General features: G+C 60.0%; 23 protein-coding genes. 19 read left to right on the top strand and 4 right to left on the bottom strand.

Annotation, left to right across the window (positions count from 1 at the left end):
- Positions 1–5 precede the first annotated feature (5 nt).
- Complete coding sequence (locus AKL28_RS06720) at positions 6–3,161, top strand: efflux RND transporter permease subunit (RefSeq protein WP_050467339.1); 3,156 nt, start codon at positions 6–8, stop codon at positions 3,159–3,161.
- The gene (locus AKL28_RS06715; RefSeq protein WP_050467338.1) at positions 3,154–4,605 is read left to right on the top strand and encodes an efflux transporter outer membrane subunit; all 1,452 of its coding nucleotides are present in this window, start codon (positions 3,154–3,156) and stop codon (positions 4,603–4,605) included. Before AKL28_RS06720 ends, AKL28_RS06715 begins: the two co-directional genes overlap by 8 nt.
- 185 nt (positions 4,606–4,790) lie before the next feature.
- Here the strand turns inward: AKL28_RS06715 and waaA are convergent, their stop codons facing one another.
- The 4 genes from waaA to AKL28_RS06695 all read right to left on the bottom strand — a co-directional run bounded on the left by waaA (position 4,791) and on the right by AKL28_RS06695 (position 9,515).
- Positions 4,791–6,077, bottom strand: a complete 1,287-nt coding sequence (gene waaA / locus AKL28_RS06710) for a lipid IV(A) 3-deoxy-D-manno-octulosonic acid transferase (protein WP_050467337.1) — start codon at positions 6,075–6,077, stop codon at positions 4,791–4,793.
- Between the two features lie 3 nt (positions 6,078–6,080).
- Positions 6,081–6,950, bottom strand: coding sequence for a Kdo hydroxylase family protein (locus tag AKL28_RS06705; RefSeq protein WP_050467336.1), 870 nt, complete (start codon positions 6,948–6,950; stop codon positions 6,081–6,083).
- Between the two features lie 158 nt (positions 6,951–7,108).
- Positions 7,109–8,095 carry a lipopolysaccharide heptosyltransferase I gene (waaC, locus tag AKL28_RS06700; protein ID WP_050467335.1) on the bottom strand — a complete coding sequence of 329 codons (987 nt, stop codon included), beginning with the start codon at positions 8,093–8,095 and terminating at the stop codon, positions 7,109–7,111.
- 46 nt (positions 8,096–8,141) lie between these two features.
- Positions 8,142–9,515, bottom strand: a complete 1,374-nt coding sequence (locus AKL28_RS06695) for a phosphomannomutase/phosphoglucomutase (RefSeq protein ID WP_414735691.1) — start codon at positions 9,513–9,515, stop codon at positions 8,142–8,144.
- A gap of 164 nt (positions 9,516–9,679) precedes the next feature.
- Here AKL28_RS06695 and rfaH point away from each other — a divergent pair, with 164 nt between their 5' ends.
- From rfaH to AKL28_RS06610, 17 genes are all read left to right on the top strand, one after another.
- Entirely contained in the window at positions 9,680–10,171 is a 492-nt protein-coding gene (rfaH, locus tag AKL28_RS06690; protein WP_050467333.1) for a transcription/translation regulatory transformer protein RfaH, read from the top strand.
- Between the two features lie 560 nt (positions 10,172–10,731).
- Positions 10,732–11,739, top strand: a complete 1,008-nt coding sequence (gene pseB / locus AKL28_RS06685) for a UDP-N-acetylglucosamine 4,6-dehydratase (inverting) (RefSeq protein WP_050467332.1) — start codon at positions 10,732–10,734, stop codon at positions 11,737–11,739.
- Positions 11,740–11,754: 15 nt separating this feature from the next.
- Positions 11,755–12,918: a UDP-4-amino-4,6-dideoxy-N-acetyl-beta-L-altrosamine transaminase gene (gene pseC, locus AKL28_RS06680; protein WP_050467331.1), complete on the top strand. Its 1,164-nt coding sequence runs from the start codon at positions 11,755–11,757 to the stop codon at positions 12,916–12,918.
- Between the two features lie 6 nt (positions 12,919–12,924).
- Positions 12,925–13,617 (top strand): pseudaminic acid cytidylyltransferase, encoded by a 693-nt coding sequence (gene pseF, locus AKL28_RS06675; protein WP_050467329.1) that lies wholly within the window; start codon positions 12,925–12,927, stop codon positions 13,615–13,617.
- Positions 13,617–15,203, top strand: coding sequence for a UDP-2,4-diacetamido-2,4,6-trideoxy-beta-L-altropyranose hydrolase (pseG, locus tag AKL28_RS06670; RefSeq protein WP_050467327.1), 1,587 nt, complete (start codon positions 13,617–13,619; stop codon positions 15,201–15,203). Before pseF ends, pseG begins: the two co-directional genes overlap by 1 nt.
- Positions 15,200–16,246: a pseudaminic acid synthase gene (pseI, locus tag AKL28_RS06665; RefSeq protein ID WP_050467326.1), complete on the top strand. Its 1,047-nt coding sequence runs from the start codon at positions 15,200–15,202 to the stop codon at positions 16,244–16,246. The genes pseG and pseI overlap by 4 nt, the downstream gene beginning before the upstream one ends.
- A gap of 24 nt (positions 16,247–16,270) precedes the next feature.
- Positions 16,271–17,248: a Gfo/Idh/MocA family protein gene (locus tag AKL28_RS06660; protein ID WP_197091047.1), complete on the top strand. Its 978-nt coding sequence runs from the start codon at positions 16,271–16,273 to the stop codon at positions 17,246–17,248.
- Between the two features lie 35 nt (positions 17,249–17,283).
- On the top strand, positions 17,284–18,573 hold the full coding sequence (locus tag AKL28_RS06655; RefSeq protein WP_050467324.1) for a DegT/DnrJ/EryC1/StrS family aminotransferase: 1,290 nt from the start codon (positions 17,284–17,286) through the stop codon (positions 18,571–18,573).
- Positions 18,574–18,588: 15 nt separating this feature from the next.
- Positions 18,589–19,128: a GNAT family N-acetyltransferase gene (locus AKL28_RS06650; RefSeq protein ID WP_050467323.1), complete on the top strand. Its 540-nt coding sequence runs from the start codon at positions 18,589–18,591 to the stop codon at positions 19,126–19,128.
- Between the two features lie 4 nt (positions 19,129–19,132).
- On the top strand, positions 19,133–20,023 hold the full coding sequence (locus AKL28_RS06645; protein WP_050467321.1) for a glycosyltransferase family protein: 891 nt from the start codon (positions 19,133–19,135) through the stop codon (positions 20,021–20,023).
- Positions 20,024–21,154, top strand: coding sequence for an N-acetyl sugar amidotransferase (locus AKL28_RS06640; RefSeq protein ID WP_050467320.1), 1,131 nt, complete (start codon positions 20,024–20,026; stop codon positions 21,152–21,154). It begins immediately after the preceding gene.
- A complete protein-coding gene (gene hisH, locus AKL28_RS06635) occupies positions 21,151–21,777 on the top strand; it encodes an imidazole glycerol phosphate synthase subunit HisH (RefSeq protein WP_050467319.1) in 627 nt (208 codons plus the stop codon). The genes AKL28_RS06640 and hisH overlap by 4 nt, the downstream gene beginning before the upstream one ends.
- On the top strand, positions 21,770–22,528 hold the full coding sequence (locus AKL28_RS06630) for a HisA/HisF-related TIM barrel protein (RefSeq protein ID WP_169801832.1): 759 nt from the start codon (positions 21,770–21,772) through the stop codon (positions 22,526–22,528). The genes hisH and AKL28_RS06630 overlap by 8 nt, the downstream gene beginning before the upstream one ends.
- Positions 22,529–22,548: 20 nt before the next feature.
- On the top strand, positions 22,549–23,787 hold the full coding sequence (locus AKL28_RS06625) for an N-acetyl sugar amidotransferase (protein WP_169801831.1): 1,239 nt from the start codon (positions 22,549–22,551) through the stop codon (positions 23,785–23,787).
- A 2-nt stretch (positions 23,788–23,789) separates the two neighbouring features.
- Complete coding sequence (locus tag AKL28_RS06620) at positions 23,790–25,268, top strand: capsular polysaccharide export protein, LipB/KpsS family (RefSeq protein ID WP_050467315.1); 1,479 nt, start codon at positions 23,790–23,792, stop codon at positions 25,266–25,268.
- On the top strand, positions 25,265–25,813 hold the full coding sequence (locus AKL28_RS06615) for an LbetaH domain-containing protein (RefSeq protein ID WP_050467314.1): 549 nt from the start codon (positions 25,265–25,267) through the stop codon (positions 25,811–25,813). The genes AKL28_RS06620 and AKL28_RS06615 overlap by 4 nt, the downstream gene beginning before the upstream one ends.
- Before the next feature lie 2 nt (positions 25,814–25,815).
- On the top strand, positions 25,816–26,670 hold the full coding sequence (locus tag AKL28_RS06610) for a hypothetical protein (RefSeq protein ID WP_156226250.1): 855 nt from the start codon (positions 25,816–25,818) through the stop codon (positions 26,668–26,670).
- Positions 26,671–26,673: the final 3 nt, after the last annotated feature.

Raw genomic sequence — 26,673 nt, 5'->3', positions numbered from 1 at the left:
GCCAGATGGGAAAGTTTTTTATCGATCGCCCCGTTTTTGCGTGGGTGTTGGCCATCTTCATCATGTTGGCCGGGGCATTGGCGATCACCGGCTTGCCGGTATCCCAGTACCCCAATATCGCGCCGCCCACCATCGTGGTGACGGCAACTTATCCGGGTGCGACCGCCCAGACCCTGGACGATTCGGTGACCAGCCTGATCGAACAGGAAATGAACGGCGCCGATGGCCTGCAGTACATGGAATCGCAAAGTCAGGCCAACGGCCAGGTGCAGATCACCGTCACCTTCTCGCCTGACACCAACCCCGACCTCGCGGCGGTGGACGTGCAAAACCGCCTCAAGCGCGTGGAAGCGCGCCTGCCGGCGGCGGTCACCCAACAGGGTGTGCAGGTCACCAAGTCGCGCAGCAACTTCCTGCTGTTCATCGCGCTGTCCTCCAGCGACGGCAAGCTGGATCCGGTCGCGCTGGGCGATTACCTGTCGCGTAACGTCCTCAACGAAGTCAAGCGCGTGCCGGGCGTGGGCCAGGCACAGCTGTTCGGTACCGAACGCGCCATGCGCATCTGGATCGACCCGAACAAGCTGATCGGCCTGAACCTGACACCGGCCGACGTGACGGCAGCCATCACCGCGCAAAACGCGCTGGTGGCCGGCGGTACGCTGGGCGCGCTGCCCAGCCCCGGCTCGCAACAGATCGCCGCGACCGTGGTGGTCAACGGCCAGCTCACTACCCCCGAGCAGTTCGGCGACATCATCCTGCGTTCCAACACCGATGGCTCTGCGGTGCGCATGCGCGACGTGGCCCGCATCGAAGTCGGCGGCCAGACCTACGATACGTCGGGCCGCCTGGACGGCAAACCCAGCTCCTTCATCGGCGTGCAGCTCTCGCCCACCGCCAACGCGCTGGGCACCGCTACCGCCGTGCACAAGAAGATGGAAGAACTGTCCAAGTATTTCCCGGCCGGCGTGAAGTACACCATCCCTTACGACACTTCCAAGTTCGTCAAGATCTCGATCGAAGAAGTGGTCAAGACCCTGATCGAAGCGATCGTGCTGGTGTTCCTGGTGATGTTCCTGTTCCTGCAGAACATCCGCTACACCATCATCCCGACGGTGGTGGTGCCGGTGGCGCTGCTGGGTACCTTCGCGACCCTGCTGCTGTTCGGCTTCTCGATCAACGTGCTGACCATGTTCGGCATGGTGCTGGCGATCGGTATCCTGGTCGACGATGCGATCGTGGTGGTGGAAAACGTCGAACGCATCATGAGCGAGGAAGGCTTGTCGCCGCCTGACGCCACGCGCAAGGCGATGGGCCAGATCAGCGGCGCGCTGATCGGCATCACGCTGGTGCTGATCGCGGTGTTCATTCCGATGGCCTTCTTCGGCGGCGCCGTGGGCGCGATCTATCGCCAGTTCTCGCTGTCGATGGTGGCATCGATGGTGTTCTCGGTGCTGATGGCGTTCACGCTGACGCCGGCGCTGTGCGCAACCATCCTCAAGCCTGTCGAGAAGGGACATCATCACGAGAAGGGCGGCTTCTTCGGCTGGTTCAACCGCCGCTTCAACGCGACTGCTTCCGGCTACCAGGGCATCATCGGCAAGATGCTGACCAAGTCCGGCCGCTACATGATCCTGTATGCACTGATCGTGGCCTGCGTGGGGCTGCTGTATGTACGCCTGCCAGCGTCCTTCCTGCCCAACGAAGACCAGGGCTACATCATCACCAACATCCAGTTGCCGCCTGGCGCCAGTACGGCACGCACCACCGAGGTGGTGAAGCAGGTGGAGGATTATTTCCTGAAGGAACCTGCGGTCGAGCACGCCATTGCGGTGCTGGGCTTCTCGTTCTCGGGTAATGGCCAGAACGCTGCGCTGGTGTTCACGCCACTCAAGGACTGGGCCGAACGCAATAAATCGCAGTCGGCCGATGCTATCGCCGGCAAGGCCTTCGGTACGTTCATGCGGATCAAGGATGCGATCGTGTTCCCGCTGAACCCGCCGCCAATCCCGGAACTGGGTAATGCCACCGGCTTCACCTTCCGTCTGCAAGACCGTGCCGGCCTCGGCCACGCGGCGCTGGTACAGGCACGCAACCAGATCCTGGGCATGGCGTCGCAAAGCAAGGTGCTGGCCGGCGTGCGTCCGGAAGGCCTGGAAGATGCGCCGCAATTGCAGCTGGACATCGACCGCGACAAGGCCAATGCGCTGGGCGTGCCGTTCTCCACGGTCAACAGCGTGCTGTCGACTGCATTGGGTTCGTCGTATGTGAACGACTTCCCCAACCAGGGCCGCCAGCAGCGCGTGATCGTGCAGGCCGACGCCAACCGCCGCCTGCAACCGGAAGACCTGGTCAACCTGTATGCCAAGAACTCCTCCGGCACCATGGTTCCGTTCTCGTCCTTCGTGACCGCAAAATGGATCAACGGCCCGGTGCAGCTGATCCGCTACAACGGCTACCCGGCCATGAAGATCGCCGGCGGCGCAGCACCCGGCCGCAGCACCGGCGAAGCGATGACCGAGATGGAATCGTTCATGGCCAAGCTGCCGGAAGGTTTCGGTTTCGAGTGGACCGGCCAGTCGCTGGAAGAAAAGACCTCCGGCAACCAGGCGCCGGCGCTGTACGCGCTGTCGCTGATCGCCGTGTTCCTGGTGCTGGCAGCCTTGTATGAAAGCACCTCGATCCCGCTGGCGGTGATGCTGGTGGTGCCGCTGGGTATCCTCGGCGCACTCCTGGGCGTGACGCTGCGCGCCATGCCCAACGATGTGTACTTCAAGGTGGGCATGATTGCGGTGGTGGGCTTGTCAGCCAAGAACGCGATCCTGATCATCGAGTTCGCCAAGGACCTGCAAGCGCAAGGCATGGGCCTGATCGAAGCGACGCTGGAAGCGGTGCACCTGCGCTTCCGCCCGATCATCATGACCTCGCTGGCGTTCATCCTGGGCGTGCTGCCATTGGCCATCGCCAGCGGCGCCGGCTCTGCCAGCCAACGCGCCATCGGTACCGGCGTCATGGGCGGCATGATCACCGCTACTGTGCTGGCCGTATTCCTGGTGCCGATCTTCTTCGTGGTCGTGCGCAAACTGTTCAAGGGTAGCGAGCGTCAGCGCAAGTTCGACGCTGAGCACTCCCCCAAGATTAATGTGGAGAATCACAATGGCTAATCTGTCGATGCCGCGCCCACCACGCCTGCTGCAACTCTGCGCAGCGCTGGCGCTGGCCGGCGTACTGGGGGGCTGCTCGCTGGCCCCCACCTATGAGCGCCCGCAAGCGCCGGTCGAAACGGCCTACCCGGCCGCTACCGACGGCCGGGCCGAGCTGGATGCCGTCAACCTGGGCTGGCGCCAGTTCTTCCCGGACCAGCGCCTGCAATCGCTGATCGCCGCCGCGCTGGAAAACAACCGTGACCTGCGCACCGCGGTGCTCAACATCGAAGAAGCGCGCGCGCAATACCAGATCGCCCGCGCCGACCTGCTGCCCAGCCTGAACGTATCCGGCTCGGCGGCCCGCACCCGCACCGCAGCCAGCCAATCGCTGACCGGCCAGCCGCTCACCAGCAACAGCTACCAGGTCGGCCTGGCAGTGCCTGCGTATGAACTGGACTTCTTCGGCCGCGTGCGCAACCTGAAGGATGCCGCGCTGGCAACCTACCTCTCCACCGAGGAAGCCAAGAAGTCGGCACAGATCAGCCTGGTCGCCCAGGTGGCGCAGGCCTACCTGAGCGAACGCTCTTACGCCGAGCAACTGCTGCTGGCCGAGCAAACGCTGAAGTCGCGCGAAGACGATATCCAGCTGGCGCAGAAACGCCTGGACGTGGGCGCCAGCTCGGCACTCGACTTCCGCCTGACGCAGACACTGGTGGAATCGGCCCGGATATCCAAGGCCCAACTGGAGCGCCAGCGTGCCCAAGCCGAGAATGCGTTGACGCTCCTGGTCGGCAAGAAGGTCTCCGACCTCCCCCCGTCGCAGTTGCTGTCGGATGAAAAAATCGTCACCGACATCCCGGCCGGCCTGCCCTCGGACCTGCTGACCAACCGTCCCGACATCCGCTCGGCCGAGCAAAGCCTGATCGCCACCAACGCCAACATCGGCGCCGCGCGCGCGGCTTTCTTCCCGAGCATCAGCCTGACCGGCAGCTTCGGGACCGCCAGCAGCACGCTGGGCGGCCTGTTCGACTCGGGCTCGGGTGCCTGGAGTTTCGGCCCGTCGCTGTCGCTGCCGATCTTCGACTTCGGCCGCAACAGCGCCAACCTGGACCTGGCTGAAGTGCGCAAGAACAAGGCAGTGGTAACGTATGAAAAGACCATCCAGACCGCCTTCCGCGAAGTGGCCGACGCCCTGGTCGCACGCGGCAGCCTGGACGACCAGGTCAAGGCCCAGGAAGCCTTCCTGAGCGCCCAGCAGGAACGCCTGAAACTGACCGACCTGCGTTTCAAGAACGGCATCGCCTCCTCGCTCGACCAGCTCGATGCGCAGCGCGATTTGTTCTCGGCGCAGCAGGCGTTGATTCAGGCGCGGCAGTTGCGGTTGAACAATGCCATTGATCTGTATAAGGCGTTGGGGGGTGGACTTAACGAAAATTCGGTGAGTTTGGCGGCCAAGCAGTAATCGCTGTCTATCCGGATCAGGGTCTGATCCAAGGCTAAAAGAGCAGGCTTTCGAGCCTGCTCTTTTTTGTGTCCGCCATCAGACAAAAATGCAAAACAGCAAGTCAATATCGCGAAGAACCGACAACTGTTGAACTGGACACCACCAGTAAAAGTGGATGACTCTTTGAAAAAGACAATCGCCTCTTACCGTAAGAGCGCCTGAGCCGCGACCTGCGGTCGCAGCAAGGCCAAGGTACGTCCGGTCGCCCCCTGATGTCGCTGGGCGAATCCGGCTGCGGCGTGCGACATACGTCGGCATTCTTCCTCGTCAAACAACATTGCAGACCAAGTTCGCAACAGCTCGACCGCGTCAACCACACGCACAGCAGCACCACCTCTGACGGCGTCTTCGGTAATGACCTGGAAATTGAAGGTGTGCTGTCCGATCAGCACTGGCTTCCCTAGCGCGAAAGCCTCAATCAGGTTCTGCCCGCCCAGCGGGAGCAAACTGCCGCCGATGAAGGCTGCGTCGCAGGCAGCATAGTAGGCGAACATCTCGCCCATGGAATCGCCCAGCAACACATCCATACCCTGTGTATCGAATTGCTCTCCCATAACTGAGCGCCGCTGCATCGAGAAGCCCTGCTCCTCTATCATCACCGCCACTTCGTCGAAACGCTGCGGATGGCGCGGCACAATCACAGTCAACCAGTCCACCTTACCCAGCTTGCCAAGCGCATCGAGGATCAATTGCTCCTCTCCTTCACGCGTGCTGGCGCACAGCAAGACCTTACGCTCGCCCATCGCCCTCTTCCACGCCAGGCCTCGCTCGACCACGTCAGCCGGAGGCTGCACATCGAACTTCAAACTGCCGGTGACTTCAACATGGCGCGCGCCAAAGACACGCAGGCGCTGCGCATCCGCCTCCGATTGCGCGCCGACGCAAGCGATAGCCTCGGCGGCCGGCCGTAGCAACGCAGCAAAACGCCGGCCACGCCGCAATGAACGTTCGGACAACCGGGCATTGGCCAGCATGACGGGCACGTCATATCGGCGGCATTGAGCGATCAAACTCGGCCAGACTTCAGTCTCCATCAGGATGCAGGCATCCGGCTTGAAATGGCGCAAGAAGCGCGCGCACATCCAGCCAGTGTCGTAGGGCAAAAAGCTTTGCACCACGCGCGCGCCATGCTTGCCGAACAGTTGCGTGCCAGTAGCTCGGCCAGTGGCGGTCATGCAGGTGAGGAGAATAGAATGCTGTGGATACTCGCGTAGCAGCGCGTCGATCAGCGGCTCGGCCGCGCGCGTCTCTCCCACCGACACGGCATGGACCCAGATGAAGCGCGGCGCCGGATCGGACAGGCGTGGATAGAAACCCAGGCGCTCGCCCACATGCTGCCGGTATCCCGGCTCCTTGCGCCCGCGCCGCCACAGGCGCAACAGCACCAGCGGCATGGCGAACCACCACAATGCAGAATAAAGCAGGCGCATGCGTCAGACCAGCGGATGCCCGACCAGACGGGTCAGGATGGCCAGCGGACTGGACGATGGATCGTATTGTTTTTCGGGCGGCAGGTGCAGTGTCTGCTCCAGCATGTACTGGCCGGACATAACCGCATGCGAGGCCTGGTCGGAGAAGCACACCCACACCGAACCGGCGGCGAAGGGCATGGTGACCTGCCCGGCGTCTTGCTGGTATTGCATGTCGCCCTTCATGCCGTCATGCAATTGCAGCATCAGGTGATCATATTCGCTGCGGAAAGACTTGGTGACGTGCAGCGCCTTGAGCAGGCTAGCCTGCCAACGCACGTAAGGCTTGGCGCGCGGCAGGAAGCGCCGCGCCACGGTTTCGAAGGGTTCGCCCACGCGCCATACGCGCGGCGCACCATCGGGATTGACGTTGGTAAATACACGCAAGATACGCTCGCCGTAATTGGGGCGCGAGGGGAAGGCGTCGACGTGCATGCGGCGGTCATCGGCGCGCCAGGACTGGCTGCGCGTCTCCACTTGCATTGGACGGTAGCTAGTGGGCGCCACGCGCAAGGCCTCGCGGTATTTGGGCAAAAGCGTATGCACCAGCGACAGCGCCTGTTCACGGAAGCGTCCAACCATCGCCGCCAGCGCCAGTTGCTGCTCGGCGCCGCCGGCCGCCCCTTTGAGGTGCCCGCGCGCATCCAGGCTGATGTTGCGAACCTTGGGGTCACGCACGGCAGGGGTGAGCAAGCCGAGTTCGGACTCCAGCAGCCCAAAGGCCAGGCGGGGGAAATACAGCACCTTGCCGGCTTCAAGCGCGGCGATCCATTGGTCGTTGGGGGTGTCGACCTGCCACTTGGCCAGGTCGATCTCGATGATTTGCGATTCCATCCCGACATTATGCCCGCAAGCATCCACGCCGTGTATCCGTCCGGCCGTGTAAAAAGCGGTGAAAACGCCCGCTACAGGCGGACAGACGAGCGTAGTGCATGGTTTGAAGCAGCGATTTGACGTGCCTCAACGCATTCGCGTGATGCACTTTCCAGTTATCAGGGAAGCAATTTCTTCACAGCTTCAAGCACCGCTTCGCCACTCGGCGGGGCCCCGGTGTCGCCCAGATTGATGATATTGGGCGACCAGTTGCCCTCGGTCTTCCAGCGCGGCGAGTCGCAGTAAAGCTCGACCGTCGGCTTGCAATAGGCGGCGGCGATGTGCGTCAGGCCGGTGTCAAGGCCAACCACCAGGCGCGCCTGCTGCACCAGGCTGACCGCCTCCATCAGCGGCAACGCCGGCAATACCTGGGCACCGGGAATCTGCGCAGCAAGCGCCTGGGCAGCCTGCTGCTCTTTCTTGCTGCCCCAGGGCAGCAGCACCGGCAAGCCGCGCTCGGACAACGCATGCCCAAGCCCAATCCATTCTGCCTGCGGCCACTGCTTGGCGGCGCGCGCGGTACCGTGGAAGAACACCGCGTAGGGCTGATCGGGCATCCAGGACAGGCGCTGTTGCCGTGGCGCTTGCAGCGCAAAATCGGGAGCAGCAGCGACATCGTCCAGCGTATAGCCAAGCGCATCGGCCGCCACCAGGCGCGCCCGCATTACCGCATGCGTATGCAAGCCGACCTTGATGCTTTGATCATGAAAGATACGTGAGATGGGCTCGTAACCTGAACCTTCGGTGGCATTGGCCAGCCCGACGCGCTTACCGCCCGGCGCCAAGCGCGCCATGCGCATCACCACGCTGGTCTTGAGCAGACCCTGGGTATCGAACACAACGTCGTATTGCTCTGCGCGCAAAGCATGCCGGAAAGCGGAAATCTCTGCGCGCGTGGCAGCCGAGAACAGGGTCTTGCGCCAGCGCCGCAGCGCGATGGGGATGATGTTGCGGACGTGGGGATTGAGGCGGACCAGGCTGGCATAGCCCTCTTCCACCACCCAGTCGATCTGGGCGCCGGGGAAATGGCGGCTGATATCGGCCACCATCGGCATGTTATGGACGACATCTCCCAACGAGGAAACGCGTACGATCAGGATCTTCAAGGCTGGCCCACGGTTGCGTTGTTCTGTGGGCCAGCATCTTACCGCATCAGAACGGCAACGTGACGTCCGGACGCGCGGCCAGGATCACCTTGCGGAACTCACTCTGGATGCGTTCCAGCGCCTCCGGCGTCTCTGCCTCGAAGCGCAGCACCACCACCGGCGTGGTGTTTGACGAGCGCGCCAGGCCGAAGCCATCGGCATATTCCACACGCAGTCCATCGATGGTGATGATGTCCTGCGCTCCCTCGAACTTCGCATCGCTTTGCAGCTTGCCGATCAGCGCGAAGTTCTCGCCTTCCTGCAACTTCAACTGCAACTCTGGCGTACTGACCGATTGCGGCAGCGAATTGAGCAGCGCCGACGGATCGGCCTCGCGCGCCAGCAACTCCAACATGCGCACGCCGGCGTACAGGCCATCGTCAAAACCGAACCAACGATCCTTGAAGAAGATGTGGCCGCTCATCTCGCCGCCCAGCGGGGCGCCAGTCTCGCGCAGCTTGGCCTTGACCAGCGAGTGGCCGGTCTTCCACATCAGAGGCTTGCCGCCGCGCGCCGAAATCCACGGTGCCAGGTGGCGCGTGCATTTCACGTCGTAGAGGATTTCCTTGCCCGGGTTACGGGTCAGCACGTCGGCCGCAAACAGCATCAGCTGACGGTCCGGATAGATGATCTGGCCGTCCTTGGTCACCAAGCCCAGGCGGTCGCCATCGCCGTCGAAGGCTAGGCCCAGTTCGTTGTCGGTCTCCTGCAGGCAGCGGATCAAGTCCTGCAGGTTTTCAGGATGAGCTGGATCGGGATGGTGATTGGGGAAGGTGCCGTCGACTTCGCAGAACAGCTCGGTCACTTCGCAACCCAGCGCACGGTAGATCTCGCCGGCGAAAGCGCCGGCCACGCCATTGCCGCAATCCACCGCGATCTTCATCGGGCGCGCCAGCTTGACGTCGCTGATCATGCGCTTGATATAGGCATCCTTGATGTCATGCGTCGAATAGGCTCCCGCCCCCTGTGGGAACTCGCCCTTGACGATGGCGTGGTACAGCGCCTGGATGGTTTCGCCGTGGATCGCCTCGCCGGCCAGCACCATCTTGAAGCCGTTGTAGTCCGGCGGATTGTGGCTGCCGGTGACCATGATGCCGGATTGGGTGTCCAGAACGTTAGTGCCGAAATAGACCATGGGAGTAGCTACCATGCCTAGGTCGACCACATCTACACCGACCGATTGCAAACCATTGGCCAGTTCGGCGGCCAACCCGGGGCCTGAGAGGCGGCCGTCGCGGCCGATCACGACTCTTTTTTGCCCTTTTGCCAAAGCGGCGGCACCGAAGGCTTGGCCAATCTGGTAGGCAATCTTGCCATCAAGGGTTTTGTCGATGATGCCACGGATGTCGTAGGCTTTAAAAATCGTTGGGGATATAATCATAGCCATAAAAGAAATCAAAACTGTTGTGGAAATCTTGGGGGGAACGCGAATGCGGCTACAAATACAAACAATCATATTCTCCATCAACATCTTTTCGTCAGTTGCTCTGTTGCACTAATATTTGAAATCGCACAGCTTTCAAAAAGACAATCAAAGGAACTGCGATGTATTGGTATCTCATTCATGCCAAACCTCGGCAGGAACAGACCGCTCTAACCAATCTGCAGCAACAGGATTTCGAGTGCTACCTGCCGCTTCATTACCGTGAACATGTATCTTCCTCCGGTTTGGTAATCAATGCCGAGCCATTGTTCCCACGATATTTGTTTATCCATCTCAACAGCGACAAATCAGCCAGAAGCTGGGCACCGATCCGATCCACTCGTGGTGTTAGTCGCCTCGTTTGCTTTGGCAACGAACCGGCGAAAATCGAATCCAGACTTATTGATGCTCTGCGCTCCCGCGAGAACGCCACGGCACCGGCCAAACAGTTCCGTACCGGCGATACAGTGTTAATCGACGAAGGGCCGTTTAAAGGATTGGAAGCCTTGTATCAGATGCAAAACGGTGAGCAACGCGCAATGATACTGATCGAGATGCTATCCCGCCCCATACTGCTCGACATCGACCGACATCAGCTACGCCGAATTAAATAACCATTTGACTATTGCCGCACTGTCACTCGTGATTGTTTATGGCCCAAAGAATTTCACTTCAGCATTTTGGCAACATTTAATTACATTTAAATTACATTTAAACTACACCATGCGAGCTTTGTGGCACAATTCTGCCTCCATGGGCGTCATCATCCCTTGCCTTCCGGCATTTGCGCTAGCTAATCGCAAAATAGCAGGGCGGTAGCTTGGCCAAATCACTTTTATGTGTTCCCAAAGTGAGTACTTGATCCAGTCCAAATACTGTCAGCAATACTTGCCACATGGAAATTCAATCATTCCCGACTAAACTAATCGGGAGAAATATAGCTTGGCCGAACTGGCCATCCGGCATATTGGTTGATACAACCCGCGATGCTCAAGCCATTACCGTCCGACAATCCAAAGCAATACTTAACTAAACATCTCTCTGGTCAGGGAGAAGCTGGCGGCTACGCATTACGCGGGAAGTCGACTGGATCAAGACGATTGACTATTTCAAAGGCCGACTGAGAACTTGAGCTGGCCACCACACCGCTGCTAACCGCAAAGAACGTAAACAAATGAATCACCAAAACATCCTCATCACCGGCGGCACCGGCTCGTTCGGGAAAGCCTTCGTCAAAACGATCCTGAACCGGTATCCCGACGTCAAGCGGCTAGTCGTATTTTCCCGGGACGAACTGAAGCAGTTCGAGATGGCCCAAACTTTTCCAGAAAGCCGCTATCCCGCGATGCGCTACTTCATCGGCGACATTCGCGACGAAAGCCGCTTGCGCCGCGCACTAGAAGGTATTGATGTAGTAATCCACGCGGCAGCACTCAAACAGGTTCCCGCTGCCGAGTACAATCCTTTCGAATGCATCAAGACCAACGTGCTTGGTGCCCAGAACCTTATCGAAGCCTGCCTCGACAGCAATGTTCGCCGGGTGGTGGCATTGTCTACGGATAAAGCCGCGGCACCAGTGAATCTTTATGGCGCGACCAAACTGTGTTCCGACAAACTGTTCGTTGCCGCAAACAATATCCGTGGCAACCGCGATATCCGCTTCAGTGTGGTTCGCTATGGCAACGTGATGGGCAGCCGTGGTTCGGTCATTCCATTCTTCCTGGCGAAAAAAGATGGGGGGGTACTGCCCATTACTGACCCAGCCATGACCCGCTTCAATATCTCGCTCCAGGAGGGCGTCGATATGGTGCTATGGTCCATCGACAATGCCTGGGGCGGCGAAGTCCTGGTTCCCAAGATTCCGTCTTACCGCATTACCGATGTCGCTACCGCCGTCGGTCCGAATTGCCGCCAGGAGATCATCGGCACCCGCCCCGGCGAGAAGGTTCACGAAGAAATGATCACGGCCAGCGATAGTTTCAACACGGTCGACTTGGGCCGGTACTATGCCATCTTGCCGTCGACACCGATCTACTCGCTGCAGGAATACTGTAAAAAGACCGGTGCCAAACAAGTACCTGTGGGCTTCGCTTATGACAGCGGCACCAATCCTGATTTCCTCAGCGTAGATCAATTGCAGGGCCTGATCGACAAGCATGTAATCGGCCAACAGTTCGACTGAGCGATCAGGACCAAGATGACCTTCATTCCCTACAGTCGCCAGAATATCCAGCAAAGCGACATTGACGCCGTCATACGGGTATTGCAGTCCGAGTACCTGACGCAGGGACCGGCTATTGCCCGCTTCGAACAGGCGTTTGGACGACGGCATGGCGTCAAGCATGCCCTCGCCGTCAGCAACGCCACCGCCGGTTTGCACATTGCGTGCGTGGCTCTCGGCCTCGGCCCTGGCGGCCTGCTGTGGACGTCGCCGGTCAGTTTCGTGGCCTCATCGAACTGCGCCCTCTATTGCGGAGCCGATATCGACTTCGTCGATATTGACCCTGCCACACGCAACATGTCGATTCCGGCGCTCGAAGCGAAACTGGTGCAAGCAGAACAAGAAGGTCGCCTGCCAGATGTGGTCGTTCCGGTCGACTTCTCCGGCCTGCCAGCAGACCTGAAACAAATCCGCGCCTTGGCCGATCGCTACGGCTTCAAGATTCTGCAGGATGCCTCACACGCAGCAGGCGCCAGTTATCTTGGCGCCCCTGTGGGTAGTGCCTGGTCCGACATCACCATCTTCAGCTTCCACGCGGTCAAAATCGTCACTACGGCCGAGGGCGGTATGGTGACCACGCAAGATGATGCCCTCGCAGCCAAACTCCAGTTGCTGCGCTCGCATGGCATCACCCGCGACGCGGCGCTGCTGCAGAAAAAGGACCAAGGAGGCTGGTACTATGAACAACAATGCCTGGGCTGGAACTACCGTATCACCGATATCCAAGCAGCACTGGGCCACTCGCAACTGGAACGCATGGAAGACATGCAGGTCCAGCGTATTGCCCGCGCGAACCGTTATGACCTTCAACTGGCAGAATTGCCCGTTATCAAGCCGGCACGGTTGGCCGACCGGCTTTCTTCTTGGCACCTGTACGCGATCGAGATCGACGAACAGCGCACCAAGGTAAACCGCCGACAGGTTTTCGACGCGCTGCGCGCCGCTCAGATCGGCGCCAACGTGCATTACATCCCCATTCACACACAACCGTACTACGCCAGCCTTGGCTTCCGGCCGGAACACTTCCCCAAGGCCATGCATTACTACGAACGAGCACTGTCGCTCCCCTTGTTCCCGGCAATGACGGATGAAGAACAGGATCGTGTGGCTAGCGTCCTCAAACAGATTTTCTCAAACTGAACGCACATGAATATCGCCGTCATTCCGGCACGGGGTGGAAGCAAGCGCATTCCTCGCAAGAACATCAAATCGTTCGCGGGCAAGCCGATGATTGCCTACGCCATCGAGGCAGCCCGGCAATCTGGCGTATTTGATCACATCATCGTCTCTACCGATGATGCTGAAATCGCCGAAATTTCGGTAGCTGCGGGGGCCGAGCTCCCCTTCGTGCGCCCCGCCCACCTCGCAGACGATATTACGCCGACCGTACCGGTAATCGCCCATGCCATCGAAAGCTGCATCGCCTTGGGCTGGAAAATCGAACAGGCTTGCTGTATCTATCCCGGCGTCCCGTTGATTCGCCATGAAGACCTCGCTGCCGCCCAATCGCTGCTGGAAAAAAATAGCGCGGCGTACGTATTTCCGGTCACATCATTTCCAAGCCCCATCCAGCGCGCTCTCAAGCGGCAACCGGATGGCACCACGCACCCATTCCATCCCGAGTACGTCAACACTCGCACGCAAGACCTTGAGCCGGCTTATCACGATGCCGGCCAGTTTTACTGGGGACGCACCCAGGCTTGGCTCGATGGGCTCAACATTCACGCCAACGGCAGTACGATCGTCCTGCCCGAGTGGCGCGTGGTGGACATCGACACGCCAGCAGACTGGGAGCGAGCAGAAGCCCTGTACCACGCGCTTAGCAAAGCAAACGCCTGATGAAAATCGCCATCCGCGCGGATGCCACACAACTAATCGGCACTGGCCACGTCATGCGTTGCCTGGCGCTGGCCAACAACCTGAATCGGTTGGGGGCAGAAGTCAGCTTCATTGCACGCCCTGTCGGCGCTCAACTGGCATCCCTGATCCGCGCCAATGGCCATGCATTGCATGAAGTGCCTGATGACGGCACATCGACTGGCCCTGCGGCCGAGCAGGTCTGGCCAGTGCAAAAGCAGGATTTTGACAGTGTGGTCAGCGCAAAACTGACTCACGGCGCCGACTGGCTGATTGTCGACCATTACGGCCTCGATGCACATTGGGAAAAAGCCTTGCGTCCGCACTGCGCACGGCTGCTGGTGATCGACGACCTTGCCAACCGCCCCCACAATGCTGATTTGCTGCTCGACCAGAACCTGGGGCGTCGTGCCGCCGACTATCGTTCTCTGGTGCCCGAAGCCTGCGAGGTGTTCGCCGGGCCATTGCATGGTTTGCTGCGCCCCGAATTTGCGCAGGCGCGGCCCCGCAGCCTAGCACAAAGGGGCAAGAATCGGCCCAGCCGGCTCTTGATCACATTAGGCGGAATCGACAAGAATAATGTCACCGGCAAATTGCTCGACGTACTTGACCGCTCGCCGGCAAAAGCGCAGTGGACGATCAGCGTTGTAATGGGAGCGCAGGCTCCGTGGCTGGAAGCCGTCAAAGAACAGGCAACGCGCATGGAGCCTCCGGCCCGGGTACTCACCAATGTTCCCGACATGGCCAGCCTGATGGCTGAGAGTGATCTCGCCATCGGCGCAGCGGGAGGAACCGCGTGGGAGCGCTGTGTGCTTGGGCTGCCGACCCTGATGGTCATATTGGCGGAAAACCAGCGCGGTGCGGCGATCGCCCTGGAACAGGCCGGATGTACTCTCAATCTGGATATGGATCTCATCCAGGAGGACTTGCCCCAAAAATTGGCACTGCTAACCGACGGCATTGCGCTACGCCCCATGGAGCAAGCCTGCAGCAGCATCACTGACGGTATGGGCGCACCGAGACTGGCGCAGCACATGCTCGACCTGACCGACGGCAACTGCCGTGTAAGACCGATGTGTCAGCAGGATCTGGCGCAAGTGCTGTCCTGGCGCAATCACCCTGAGGTAAGGCGCTATATGCGGACCCAACATGAGATCACGCTGGCCGAACACGGCGCCTGGTTTGAACGCGCGTCGAAAGATCCCGCCAACAGGCTGCTGGTAGCGGAAATCGACGGCATCCCAGCGGGCTTCGTGCAATTCTCGAAAATCTCCGCGGAAGGCGTGGCGGACTGGGGTTTCTACAATGCCCCCGATGCGCCGCACGGAACCGGCAGCAAACTCGGCAAGGCGGCGCTCAACTACGCCTTCCACCGACTCGACCTGCACAAGGTCTGCGGCCAGGCCCTCGGGTTCAATGAAGGCTCGATCCGCTTCCATCGCAAACTTGGCTTCACTCAAGAAGGAATCCTGCGCGATCAATGCCTGATTGCGGGGTCCTACCAACCTCTCGTATGCTTCGGCATGCTCAGCCATGAATGGCTTAACGACAGGCACATCCAGCTATGAAAAACATCCATATCGAGGGCCGTGAAATCGGCCCCGGCAACGCCCCGTTCATCATCGCGGAAATGTCCGCCAATCACAACGGTGTGTTAGATAATGCTCTGCGCATCATTTCCGAGGCGCGCAAGGCCGGTGCCGATGCGGTCAAATTGCAGACCTATCGTCCCGACACTATCACCATCGACTGCGACACCGAAGACTTCCAGATCCGCGGCGGCCTGTGGGACGGCAATACCCTTTACGGCCTGTACGCACAGGCGTTCATGCCGTGGGAATGGCATCGGCCGCTGTTCGAACATGCACGCAAGGAAGGCATCACCATCTTCAGTTCGCCGTTTGATACCACCGCGGTCGACCTGCTGGAAGACCTCAACGCGCCGGCCTACAAGATAGCCTCTTTCGAGGCAATTGATCTGCCTTTGATCAAGTACGTGGCCGCTACCGGCAAACCCATGATCATCTCCACCGGCATGGCCGATGCCGAAGAGATCCAGGAGGCCGTTGACGCTGCGCGATCGGGCGGCTGCAAGGAACTCGCCGTGCTGCATTGCGTGAGCGGTTATCCGGCTCCGGCGGAAGACTATAACCTGCAGACCATCCCCGACATGATCCGGCGCTACGACCTGGTCACGGGCCTGTCCGACCATACCTTAGACAACACCACCGCCATCGCCAGCATCGCGCTGGGCGCTTGTATTGTCGAAAAGCATTTCACGCTCGACCGCAACGGCGGCGGGCCGGATGACAGCTTCTCTCTGGAACCGGCCGAACTGGCAGCCCTGTGCAGTGGCACCCGCACCGCCTGGCAAGCGCTGGGCAAGATTGATTACGGCCGAAAATCGAGCGAATCAGGCAACGCCAAGTTTCGCCGTTCGCTATATTTCGTCAAGGATTTGCGCGCAGGCGACCGCATCACCGCCGATACGGTCAAAAGTATCCGGCCAGGCTTCGGCCTTGCGCCCAAGCACCTGGAAGATGTGCTTGAAAAAACAGCCGCTCAAGACATCGTACGTGGCACGCCAGTCAAGCAGGAACTGCTGAAATAAACGTCGGCCATGTCTCCTCCCCCGTTGCGAATACTGATCATCGGCTGCGGCAACATGGCTGGCGGCTTTGATGCCGGCCGCCCGGCCGACGCACCGCCGCTGACACACGCCGGCGCCTTTGCGCGCCACGGTGGCTTCTCGCTACTTGCCTGCGTCGATCCTGACGAAATTCGCCGAGATGAATTTGCCGCGCGCTGGAATGTGCCGCGCAACGCAGCATCGGTAGCAGACCTCAACGCTCGCAGGGGTGACTTCGACATCATCAGTATCTGCTCCCCTACCGCACTGCATCCAGAGCACCTGGCAGCAGCTCTGGAACTGGAGCCGCGGCTGATCTTTTGCGAAAAGCCAGTGACTCCCGGTCTCGCGCAAACCGAAGCCTGGGTACAAGCCTGCGAAGATAAGGGAATACTGCTGGCCATCAACCACACCCGCCGCTGGGCGCCCGACGTGCGGAGGCTGGCCGATGAACTCGCTGGCAACGCCTGGGGCCGAATACGCTCAGTTGTCGGGCATTACAACAAGGGCATCCTGAACAACGGCGGCCACATGATCGACCTGCTCCACCTGTTGCTGGGCCGACTGGAACTTGTGCAAACCGGGCAACCGTCATGGGATTTCTGGGACACTGATCCGACCGTTCCGGCCATGCTACGCGCAGGTGACGTGCCGGTCAGCCTGAACGTAGCCCATGCCGCCGACTATGCTCACTTCGAATTGCAGTTGATTACGGAGAAAGGCATCGTAACGATGGAAGATGGCGGCATGAATTGGCGCGTGCGCCACGCCATCGCCAGCCCGCATTTCAAGGGCTACCATGCGCTGAACGAGGGCACGCGTACCGCCGGCCAATACCCACAAGCCATGCTGGCGGCGGCGACCAACTTGCATGCTGCCGTCACGAACGGCGACGCCTTGGCCAGCGACGGTCGCTCGGCGCTCGCCGCGCAACACATTTGTGAACAGATCCGCCTGTCCGCCATCGGATCGGCATCCACCTAATGGCACCATCCACCACTTACCAGGACTGACACATCATGAGTACTGAGACTTTGGCAATCTTCGGCGGCATGCCCGCCATCCCGCGTCCGCTTGAGCTGTTCAAGAGCATTGGCGAAGATGAAGTCGCCGCCGCCACCAGCGTTATCCGTGGCGGCATCCTGTCGGCCTACATCGGCGCCCCCGGCGAGGGCTTCATGGGTGGCGAGCACGTACGCGCCTTCGAAGTAAAGGCCGCCCGCTATTTCGGCGTGGAACATGCCATCGCTGTCAACTCCTGGACCTCCGGCCTGATCGCGGCCGTCGGCGCCATTGGCATTGAACCAGGCGACGAGATCATCACTACGCCCTGGACCATGGCGGCCACTGCCACCGCGATCCTGCACTTCAATGGCATCCCGGTATTTGCCGACATCGATCCGCAAACGTTCAACATCGATCCCGCCAGCGTCGAAAAACTGATCACTCCCCGTACCCGCGCGATCCTCGCCGTGGACATCTTCGGGCAGTCCGCCGACATGAAGGCCCTGCGCGTGATCGCCGACAAACACGGCCTGAAACTTCTCACTGACACGGCACAAGCACCGGGCGCCCGTTACTTCGGCGCCTACGCAGGCACCCAGGCCGATATCGGCGGCTACAGCCTCAACTATCACAAGCATATCCACTGCGGCGAAGGCGGCGTACTAGTGACCAACGACGCCCGCCTGGCGCAACGCCTGCGCATGCTGCGCAATCATGCCGAAGCGGTCATCAAGAGCGACGATCCGCAAGAACTCAACAACATGCTCGGCTACAATTTCCGCATGGGTGAGATTGAAGCTGCTATTGCTTCCGTCCAACTCGACAAGCTGGCCCCGCGGGTCCAGTCGCGTCAACGCGCGGCTGGCGAACTCACCCACGGCCTGCACGGCCTCAAGGGCCTGACCACACCCAAGACCACCGAAGGCTGCAGCCATGTCTATTATGTATACGGTATGACTATTGATGTGGATGCACTGGGCGTATCGCGCAAGGCAATTGCAGATGCGCTCAAGGCCGAAGGCGTTCCTGGCCTGGTGGTCGGCTATCAGAACCTGCACCTGCTGCCGCTGTTCAAGAACAAGATCGCCTACGGAAGCAAGGGTTTCCCATGGACGTCCCCGTACTGCGACAACCAGCAGAACTATGGCTTAGGAATGTGCCCGGTAGCGGAAGACCTGCATGCGCGCACCTTCCTCGGCATCAACCTGTGCATGAACGAATACCATCCAGAAGATATCGAAGCAGTCGCGGCAGCCTTCAGGAAAGTATGGTCGCAGCTAGACAAGCTGCGAGGACGCGACTGATTGCAGGTTCGCAGCATGCCCTATGTCCCGCCCCCGTTCCCCCTGCACGGCAAGCTGACGACCCTGCGTCGATTCACGCCTGCCGATGTGGGCGAACGTTACGTCTCCTGGCTTAACGATCCCGACGTGGTTCGTTACAGCAACCAGCGCCTGCGTAGCCATTCGCTGGAATCATGCCGCGCGTACCTGGCATCGTTCGATGGCACGGACAACCTATTTGCCGGTATTTTCCGCAAGGATGACGATGCCCTGATCGGAACCATGACTGCCTACATCAGCCGCCACCACGGCACTGCCGACATGGGCATCATGGTGGGAGACAAGTCCACCTGGGGGAAGGGCTATGGCCAGGATGCCTGGAACACGCTCCTGTGCGCCCTGCTGCACATCCCGATGATGCGCAAGGTCACGGCGGGCACGCTGGACTGCAATACGGGCATGCTGCATCTCATCGAACGCTCGCACATGCAATTCGAAGGCGCCCGGATGCAACAGGAACTGGTTGAAGGCCGCGCCCGCGACGTGCGCTATTTCGCCCGCTTCCGTGAGGACTGAAGCAATGGATGCGCTGCACTTACTCCCCGAGCGCATTGCCGTCGTCTGCCATGATGCCGGCGGCGCCAACATGGTCCTGTCCATGCTGGAGACGCTTCCCGCGCACGAGCACCAGCTCGGCTTCTTCATGCAAGGCCCGGCTGAAAAGCTGTGGCGCATGCGTTTTCCCGATGCGCCCGCGGCATCCAGCCTGGATGAAGTCCTGGATCGGGCCGATGTGCTGATCAGCGGCACCGGCTGGGCCAGCGACCTGGAATATGAGGCCCGTGTGCAAGCCCGCGCACGGAAACTGCGTTCGATCGCGGTATTGGATCATTGGGTCAACTACGCTGAGCGCTTCGTCCGCGATGGGCAAACCGTCCTGCCTGACCAGATCTGGGTATGCGATTCCGACGCGAACAGCATCGCAAAGCAAAGCTTCCCGACCGTTCCGGTAGTACAGCTCCCCAACTTTTACCTGCAAGAACAGGTGCGTTCATTGCCCGCCGCATCCGCGGCCCCGGATGAGCTGCTTTATGTGATGGAGCCGGTGCGAAGCAATTGGGGCGGAGACACGGCGGGTGAATTTCAGGCGCTGGATTTTTTCATGTCCATGCTGCCGCAACTGGGTATTACGCATGAAACCGCCATCCGCCTGCGCCCGCATCCATCGGACCCGCCCGGCAAATACGCCGGCTGGCTCGCCGGACATGCGCACCTAAATGTATCAATGGATGACTCGCGCGATCTTCATGCGGCCCTGGTGAGTGCGCGCAGAGTTGCCGGGTGCGAAAGCTTTGCCTTGGTCGTCGCGCTGGCTGCGGGCCGTCAAGTCTATTGCACGCTCCCGCCATGGGCTCCTCCATGCCGTCTTCCGCACAAGGGCCTGATTCATCTGAAAGATTTGAGGAACTAGATGAAATACTGCAAACGTTGCCTGCAGCCGGACACTCGTCCGAACACGCATTTTACGGCGGAAGGAATTTGCCCCGCCTGCGACTACTTCGAGCGCCTCAAAGGCGTGGATTGGCAGGAGCGCTATGAAATCCTGCAAGACCTGCTGCAGAACTTCCCCCGCAAATCCGGGCAGAAATTCGACTGCATCATCGGCGTCAGCGGAGGAAAGGACAGCACCCGCCAGGCCCTCTGGGTACGCGACAAGCTTGGGCTCAAGCCGCTCCTGGCCTGCCTGAGCTACCCCCCCGAACAGGTCACCCAGCGCGGCGTGGACAACGTGTCGAATCTCATCGAGCTCGGCTTCGATGTCGTCATGTCCGCCCCGGCTCCGCAGACCTGGCAACGCCTGATGCGCGAATCCTTTTCCCGTTTCACGAATTGGGCCAAATCCACCGAGCTGGCATTGTTCAGTTCCGTGCCCCAGCTCGCCATCCGCTACCAGATTCCCCTGATTCTGTGGGGGGAAAACCCCGGCCTTCAGCTCGGGGATCTCAAGACCCTGGGCAGAACGGGCTATGACGGCAACAATCTACGCTACATGAATACGCTGGCCGGCGGCGCGGCCGACTGGATGTATGAAGCCGGCGTGACGCCGCGCGACCTGCTGCCCTATCAATACCCGAGTCCTGAAGAGTTCGACGCCCACGGGCTGCAGATCGTCTATCTCGGCTGGTTCCTGGGCGACTGGTCGCTGGTCAACAACGGCATGTATTCGACGCTCAGCGGCCTGCAGATCCGGGAAGATACCGTGGAGAATACCGGCGACCTGCTTGGGATCACCTCGCTCGACGAAGACTGGGTCACCCTCAATCAGATGATCAAATACTACAAATTCGGCTTTGGCCGCGTCACAGACTATGTCAACGAGGAAATCCGCCTGGGCCGGATCACCCGCGACAAGGGAATCGAACTGGTTTCGGCCTATGACGATGCGTGCGCGCCGGAATACATCGAGAGTTTCTGCGCCTATATCGGCATTTCGGTAGAAGCGTTCTGGACCCAGGTGCGCAATTCCGTGAACCGGAATCTGTTCGACGTGGCGGACAACGGCAAGATCACGCGCAAATTCCAGGTGGGGGCAGGACTATGAGCAACCGTACGATCGGCATCATCGATTACGGCGCAGGCAATCTCGCATCGGTCTGGCGCGCATTGCATGGACTGGGCTACCGCTGCCGGATCAGCCGGGACCGGGACGTGCTCGCCGCGACCGACGTCCTGCTGCTACCGGGCGTCGGCGCATTTCCGGCGGCGATGCAAGCCTTGCATCATCACGACATGGCCGATTTCGTGCAGGTCAACGCCCGCGCCGGAAAACCGGTAGTCGGCATCTGCCTGGGCATGCAATTGCTAGCGGACACTTCCGACGAAATCCGGCCGACCGCCGGCCTGGGCCTGATCCCCGGCACCGTAGGGGAACTGTCCGATCCTGCCACCAAATGGCATATAGGCTGGAACAGCATGGAAGTCACCAGTGATGACCCGGCGTTTACGTCCAGCGACGGATTGTCGTTCTACTTCAACCATTCATTCGTATTCCATGCGCCAGCCGAATACGTCTCGGGTGTTGCGCGCATTACCCAGGGCCAGGACGCCTTCCCTGTCGCCGTACGCCGCAACAATATCGTCGGCCTGCAGTTCCACCCCGAGAAAAGCCAAACGCCAGGCAGGCAATTGCTTGGACACGTCATTGAAGGGGTCTGCCGTGCTTAAGAAACGTTTGATCGGCGTCATCACCGTCAAATCTGGATGGGCCGTACAATCCTTCGGCTATCAACGCTACCTGCCGCTGGGCCGCCCTGAAATCCTGGCCGAAAACCTCGACCGCTGGGGCGCCGATGAAATCATCGTGCAGTGCATCGACCGCAGCAAAGAACAAGCAGGCCCGGATCTGCAGCTTTTGGAGAAACTCTCCTCGATCGGGCTCTCGACTCCGCTCATCTATGCCGGCGGCATCCGCAACGAGGAAGACGGCATCCGCGTCATTCAGGGCGGCGCCGACCGCATCGGCCTTGACGCGCTACTGCATGACGCTCCGGCAGAGGTCGAGCGGCTTTCATCCAAATTGGGGGCCCAGGCGCTCATTGCCGCTTTGCCCATGGCCGCAACCGGCAATGGCCATCCGCAGTGGTACGACTACCGCGCCGCCAGGCAGACTGGCCCGCTGGACGACAAGGTGGCGGGCATGCTGCGCTCCGGGACCGTTTCCGAGGCCATGATCATCGATTACAGCAATGAGGGAAAGGACGGCGGCTTCAACCCGCAACTGGCTGAGCAACTGGATCTTGGCGCCACGCCGCTGATCGTCTTCGGCGGCATCAGCCGCGCCTCGCAGATGGAAACGCTGCTGTCCCATCCGAAAGTGGTCGGGGTTGCCATCGGCAACTTCCTGAGCTATCGCGAACATGCGATCCGCTATTTCAAGCAACAGTTGGGCAGCGCCCCGCTGCGCGCCATCAGCTGATGAATACCGCAGAGAAAAATATGAAATACGTTCCGACTTGCAAACGCTGCCTCTATCCGGCCACCCACCCGCTGGGATTGATGCTGGACGACGAAGGCATCTGTTCGGGTTGCCGTATCCATGAGGAAAAGGATAGGCTCGATTGGGAAAGCCGCTGGAAAAAACTCGAAGACCTCGTCGCCCCCTATCGCAGCCCGTCGGGAAAGAGCTACGACTGCATCGTTCCGGTGACCGGTGCCAACGATTCGTACTACATCGTTCATCTCGTCAAGGAGCGCCTGAAGCTCAATCCCTTGCTGGTGACGTACAACAAGTATTTCAATACCCCGTTGGGGATATGGAACCTGGCCAATCTGCGCATCCGTTTCGATTGCGACATTCTGGTTCAGAACGTCAACCCGATCTCCGTCAAAAAGATCACCCGGACGACCTTGCGCGAGATCGGCAGCCTTTACTGGCCTTGCCTGGCGGGGCAAACCGTCTTCCCGGTCCAGACCGCCGTGCGTTATGGCGTCCCGCTGATCATCTGGGGAGCACACCAAGGCCTGGAACAGGTCGGGATGTTCTCCCATGAACACGAAGTCGAGATGGCCAGGCGGTACCGCAAGGACCACGACTTGATGGGCAAGGAAGCGGACGATCTGCTTTCCATCTTCGATACGCTCAACGAAGACGATGTCTGGCAGTACCGCTATCCGGACGATCCCGACCTGCAACGGGTCGGTGTACGCGGCATCTACCTCGGCAATTTCGTCCGCTGGGACCCCAAGGCGCAGCACGAGCAGATGATGGCCATGCATGGCTACCGGACCACGGTATTCGATCGCACGTTCGATTGCTACGACCATGGCGATTGCTATAACTACATGGGCCTGCACGACCAGCTCAAGCTATACAAGCACGGTTATTCCAAAGCAACCGACCATGCCAGCCGCGAAATCCGGCATGGGCGCATCACGCGCGAACAAGGCCTAGCCCTGGTGCGAAGTCGCGAAACGGCAGTGCCGCCGAGCGCAGACAAGTTCTGCGAATGGCTGGGACTGGATCGCCGCGGGCTACAGTTCGTCATGGACCAACATCGCAACCCGGCATTCTGGACGCAAACCGCCCCCAACACTTGGGAATTTCATTCGCCTCAAGGCCGGCCGGCCGCAGAAGCCGTCGCCGCCACGCCTGGCAAACCGGCATTTTCCGCCACTCATTCGTTTACGATGGGCGAACAAGACCGCTACATCACCATCGGCAAGGGCTACCCCTGAACATGTCCACGAAAAAACAACTGCTGTGCCTCTCCCGCTCCTACTTGTCGCACCTGTTACCGACATTGGGACAGAAGCACGCTGACGCAGCCGAGTATCACCACATCGTCCAGACCGACAAGGAGGAGGCGCAAGTGCGCAGCCTGGGCGGCAACGTCGTCCTGAACATGCAAGCGGTGGTGCGCGATGCCCTTGCCACGCCTGGCGGCCCGGTCTGGGAAGAGCCGGCGGATATGCGCAAGGTCACCGGCTTCGGCTGGTCCGCCATCCAGTCCGACCGCTATCTTCCGACGTTCGATGCGGCGACCCGGGCGCGCATTGCGGGCGCGCTGCAGCGGGCCGTGCAACGGCTGTTCGAACAGCAGCATTTCGACGGGTTCCTGAGCGAGCCGGTAGCGCTGTTCATCACGCACCTGATTTTCTACCACTGCAGAAAAAGCGGCACCAAGCCCCTGCTTTGGTGCAATACCTATTTCTCAGGTTATTTCTATTTTGCGGATCAGGCGGAAATTTCCCGCCCGGTTCGGCTGCGCCCCATCTCCGCAAGCGAAACCCAGCAATTGCGGGAAAGCATCGCGTCGTACGCGCATGGGGTGGCGGGAGACAGGACAGGTCCGGTCTACCACCATGCCTTCATGGGAACCAAGTCCACCCGGCTCGGTTATTTCAAGCAACGCAGCGGACGCTCTCCGCTGGTGCTAAGGCCGGGCCTGGTCAGCCGCCTGATCCAGGCCGGGCGGCTTGGGCGCGCGATACTGAGCCGCCTCGCTTTCCCGCGCGGCAGCAATTTCATGACGGCAGGTTCAGTTGCAGAACACCGTTTCTATCTGCGCTGCCTGTTCGCCCCGGCATCGATTTACGATGCCCCGCCGCAGCAATTCTTGGCCGACAACGTCGTCTATCCGCTGCAATATGAACCGGAAGCCTCGTTGCTCTATTTCGCTCCGCATCATGTCGACCAGGTATCGTTCGTGGAAACCATTCTGCGCGCCCTGCCTCACGGCAAGATACTCTGGGTGAAGGAACACCCAAATCAGTTCGGCGCACTTAGCGAAGCGCCATGGCGCGCGTTGAAGAAGCGCTATGACAATCTTCGGTTCGTCCATGGCCGCCAGAACGGCCGCGAGCTGATCAAGAAGTCGACGCTGCTGGTCACCATCAGCAGCACCATGGGCCTGGACGGCTTGCTACTGGGCCGCCGCGTCCTCGTCGGCGGGAACGTGTTCTACAGTTCATTCACGGGCGCCATTCGCGTAGGCTCCTATCTGGAACTGGCGGACCAACTCAACAACGAAGCCAACTACAAGATTGCCGAACATCTCGAAGCCAACATCGATGAGCTCGTCGAATTCGGCCGCCATGCCTATCCCGGCGATCCCCAGCCTTCCCATTACCTCTTCTCCGACGAAAACCTGGGATACCTGATCACCGCAATCGGCACGGAACTGGATAGCGCGGGCTGCGAACGGAAGTCGGCATGAGAGGCCTGAAACTGATTGCGTTGAAGTTATGGTCAGTCGAAGGGCATATCCGCGCGCACATCCGTATCGCCAGATGGCTCCGGCGCAATGTGCCCGTATTGGGAAAAGCGCTCTCCATGCTGCTGGACAGGGCGCTGCTTTGCCTGTACGGGATCGACCTCACTTCGAACTCGATCAACATCGCCGCTCTGTCCATATCGCACCCGGTCGGCGTCTTACTGGGAGGAAACGGCATGTCATCCCCCGGACGCGTTGCGATCATGGCCGGAGTCAAATTCGTCGCGCATTCCCCGTCGCATGAAGAGTATCTGCGCAGGCACAAGGAACAACGCGTCTTCGAATTCGGCGACAACGTCGTCATCGGCGCAAATTCGGTTGTAATCGGCCCCGTACGCATCTGCGACAACGTCATAATCGGCGCCATGAGCCTGGTCAACCGCGACATCGACGAACCCGGCATTTACGTAGGTTCTCCGGCAAGGAAAATCTCAGACGCGATTTCCGAGGAATGGGTCAGTCATCTGCAAGGAAATCTTAAAGGATAATCATGAGCACTGTTCGCAAGATTGCTAGTTTCGCCAGATGGCGCATCGTCCCCATACGCTATGCAACAATGGTCGGCGGCATGAAATGGGGCAAGCTGTTCGCCCATCCCCCCGCCAAGTCGGCGACCACTGAAAAAATCCGGATGCGCGGATATGCGCCGGGACCGGTTATGCCCGCTGCGCTGCTGCAGCAAGCCCGCGAAATCTACGAACCGCGCGGCAGCCTGGTCAAGCCGAAAGAAAGCGGACACCCTTTCATCAACCTGTTCCAGGCGGAAGATATCTCCGCCGACAATCCGGTGTTTTCCTTTGCCTTTTCCGCCCCGGTCCTGGAAGCGGCGTCCGATTACTTCGGCGGGAAACTGATCCTGGATAGTATCCAGGTACTTTACTCCTGGCCGACCGACGGGCCGCTGCGGGAAAGCCAATATTGGCATCTCGACTATGGCGACCGCAAATCCTTCCATTGCGTCGGCTATCTCAAAGACGTTCTCACTCCCGAGGACGGACCGTTTGTCCATGTCAGCAAGGAGGCCACTCAAAAGATCGGCCGCTCGATGATCATTCGACGTATCGGCGACGAGCAATTCGATCGCGAGCTGGGTGACGGAAAAATCGAAAAGTTCTATGGCAAGGCCGGAAGCTCGGTACTGGTGGATCCATCGACTTGCTACCATTACGGCAGCCGCTGCAAAATACCGCGGCTGGCGGTCTTCGTCACGTTCAGCACCTGGTTTCCCTTTGTCCAGCCGATTCCGCTCATCACTCAGAATGCGGAAAAAATCCTGGCCGAAGCACGCAAGGTTCGCCCTGACCTGAGCCTGCCCTTCCTGCAGGCCCTGCTGCAATTGAACTAAGAT

The organism is Herbaspirillum chlorophenolicum (genome assembly GCF_001189955.1).
GTDB lineage: Bacteria > Pseudomonadota > Gammaproteobacteria > Burkholderiales > Burkholderiaceae_D > Herbaspirillum > Herbaspirillum chlorophenolicum.
This window is presented reverse-complemented; position numbering and strand designations above follow the sequence as displayed.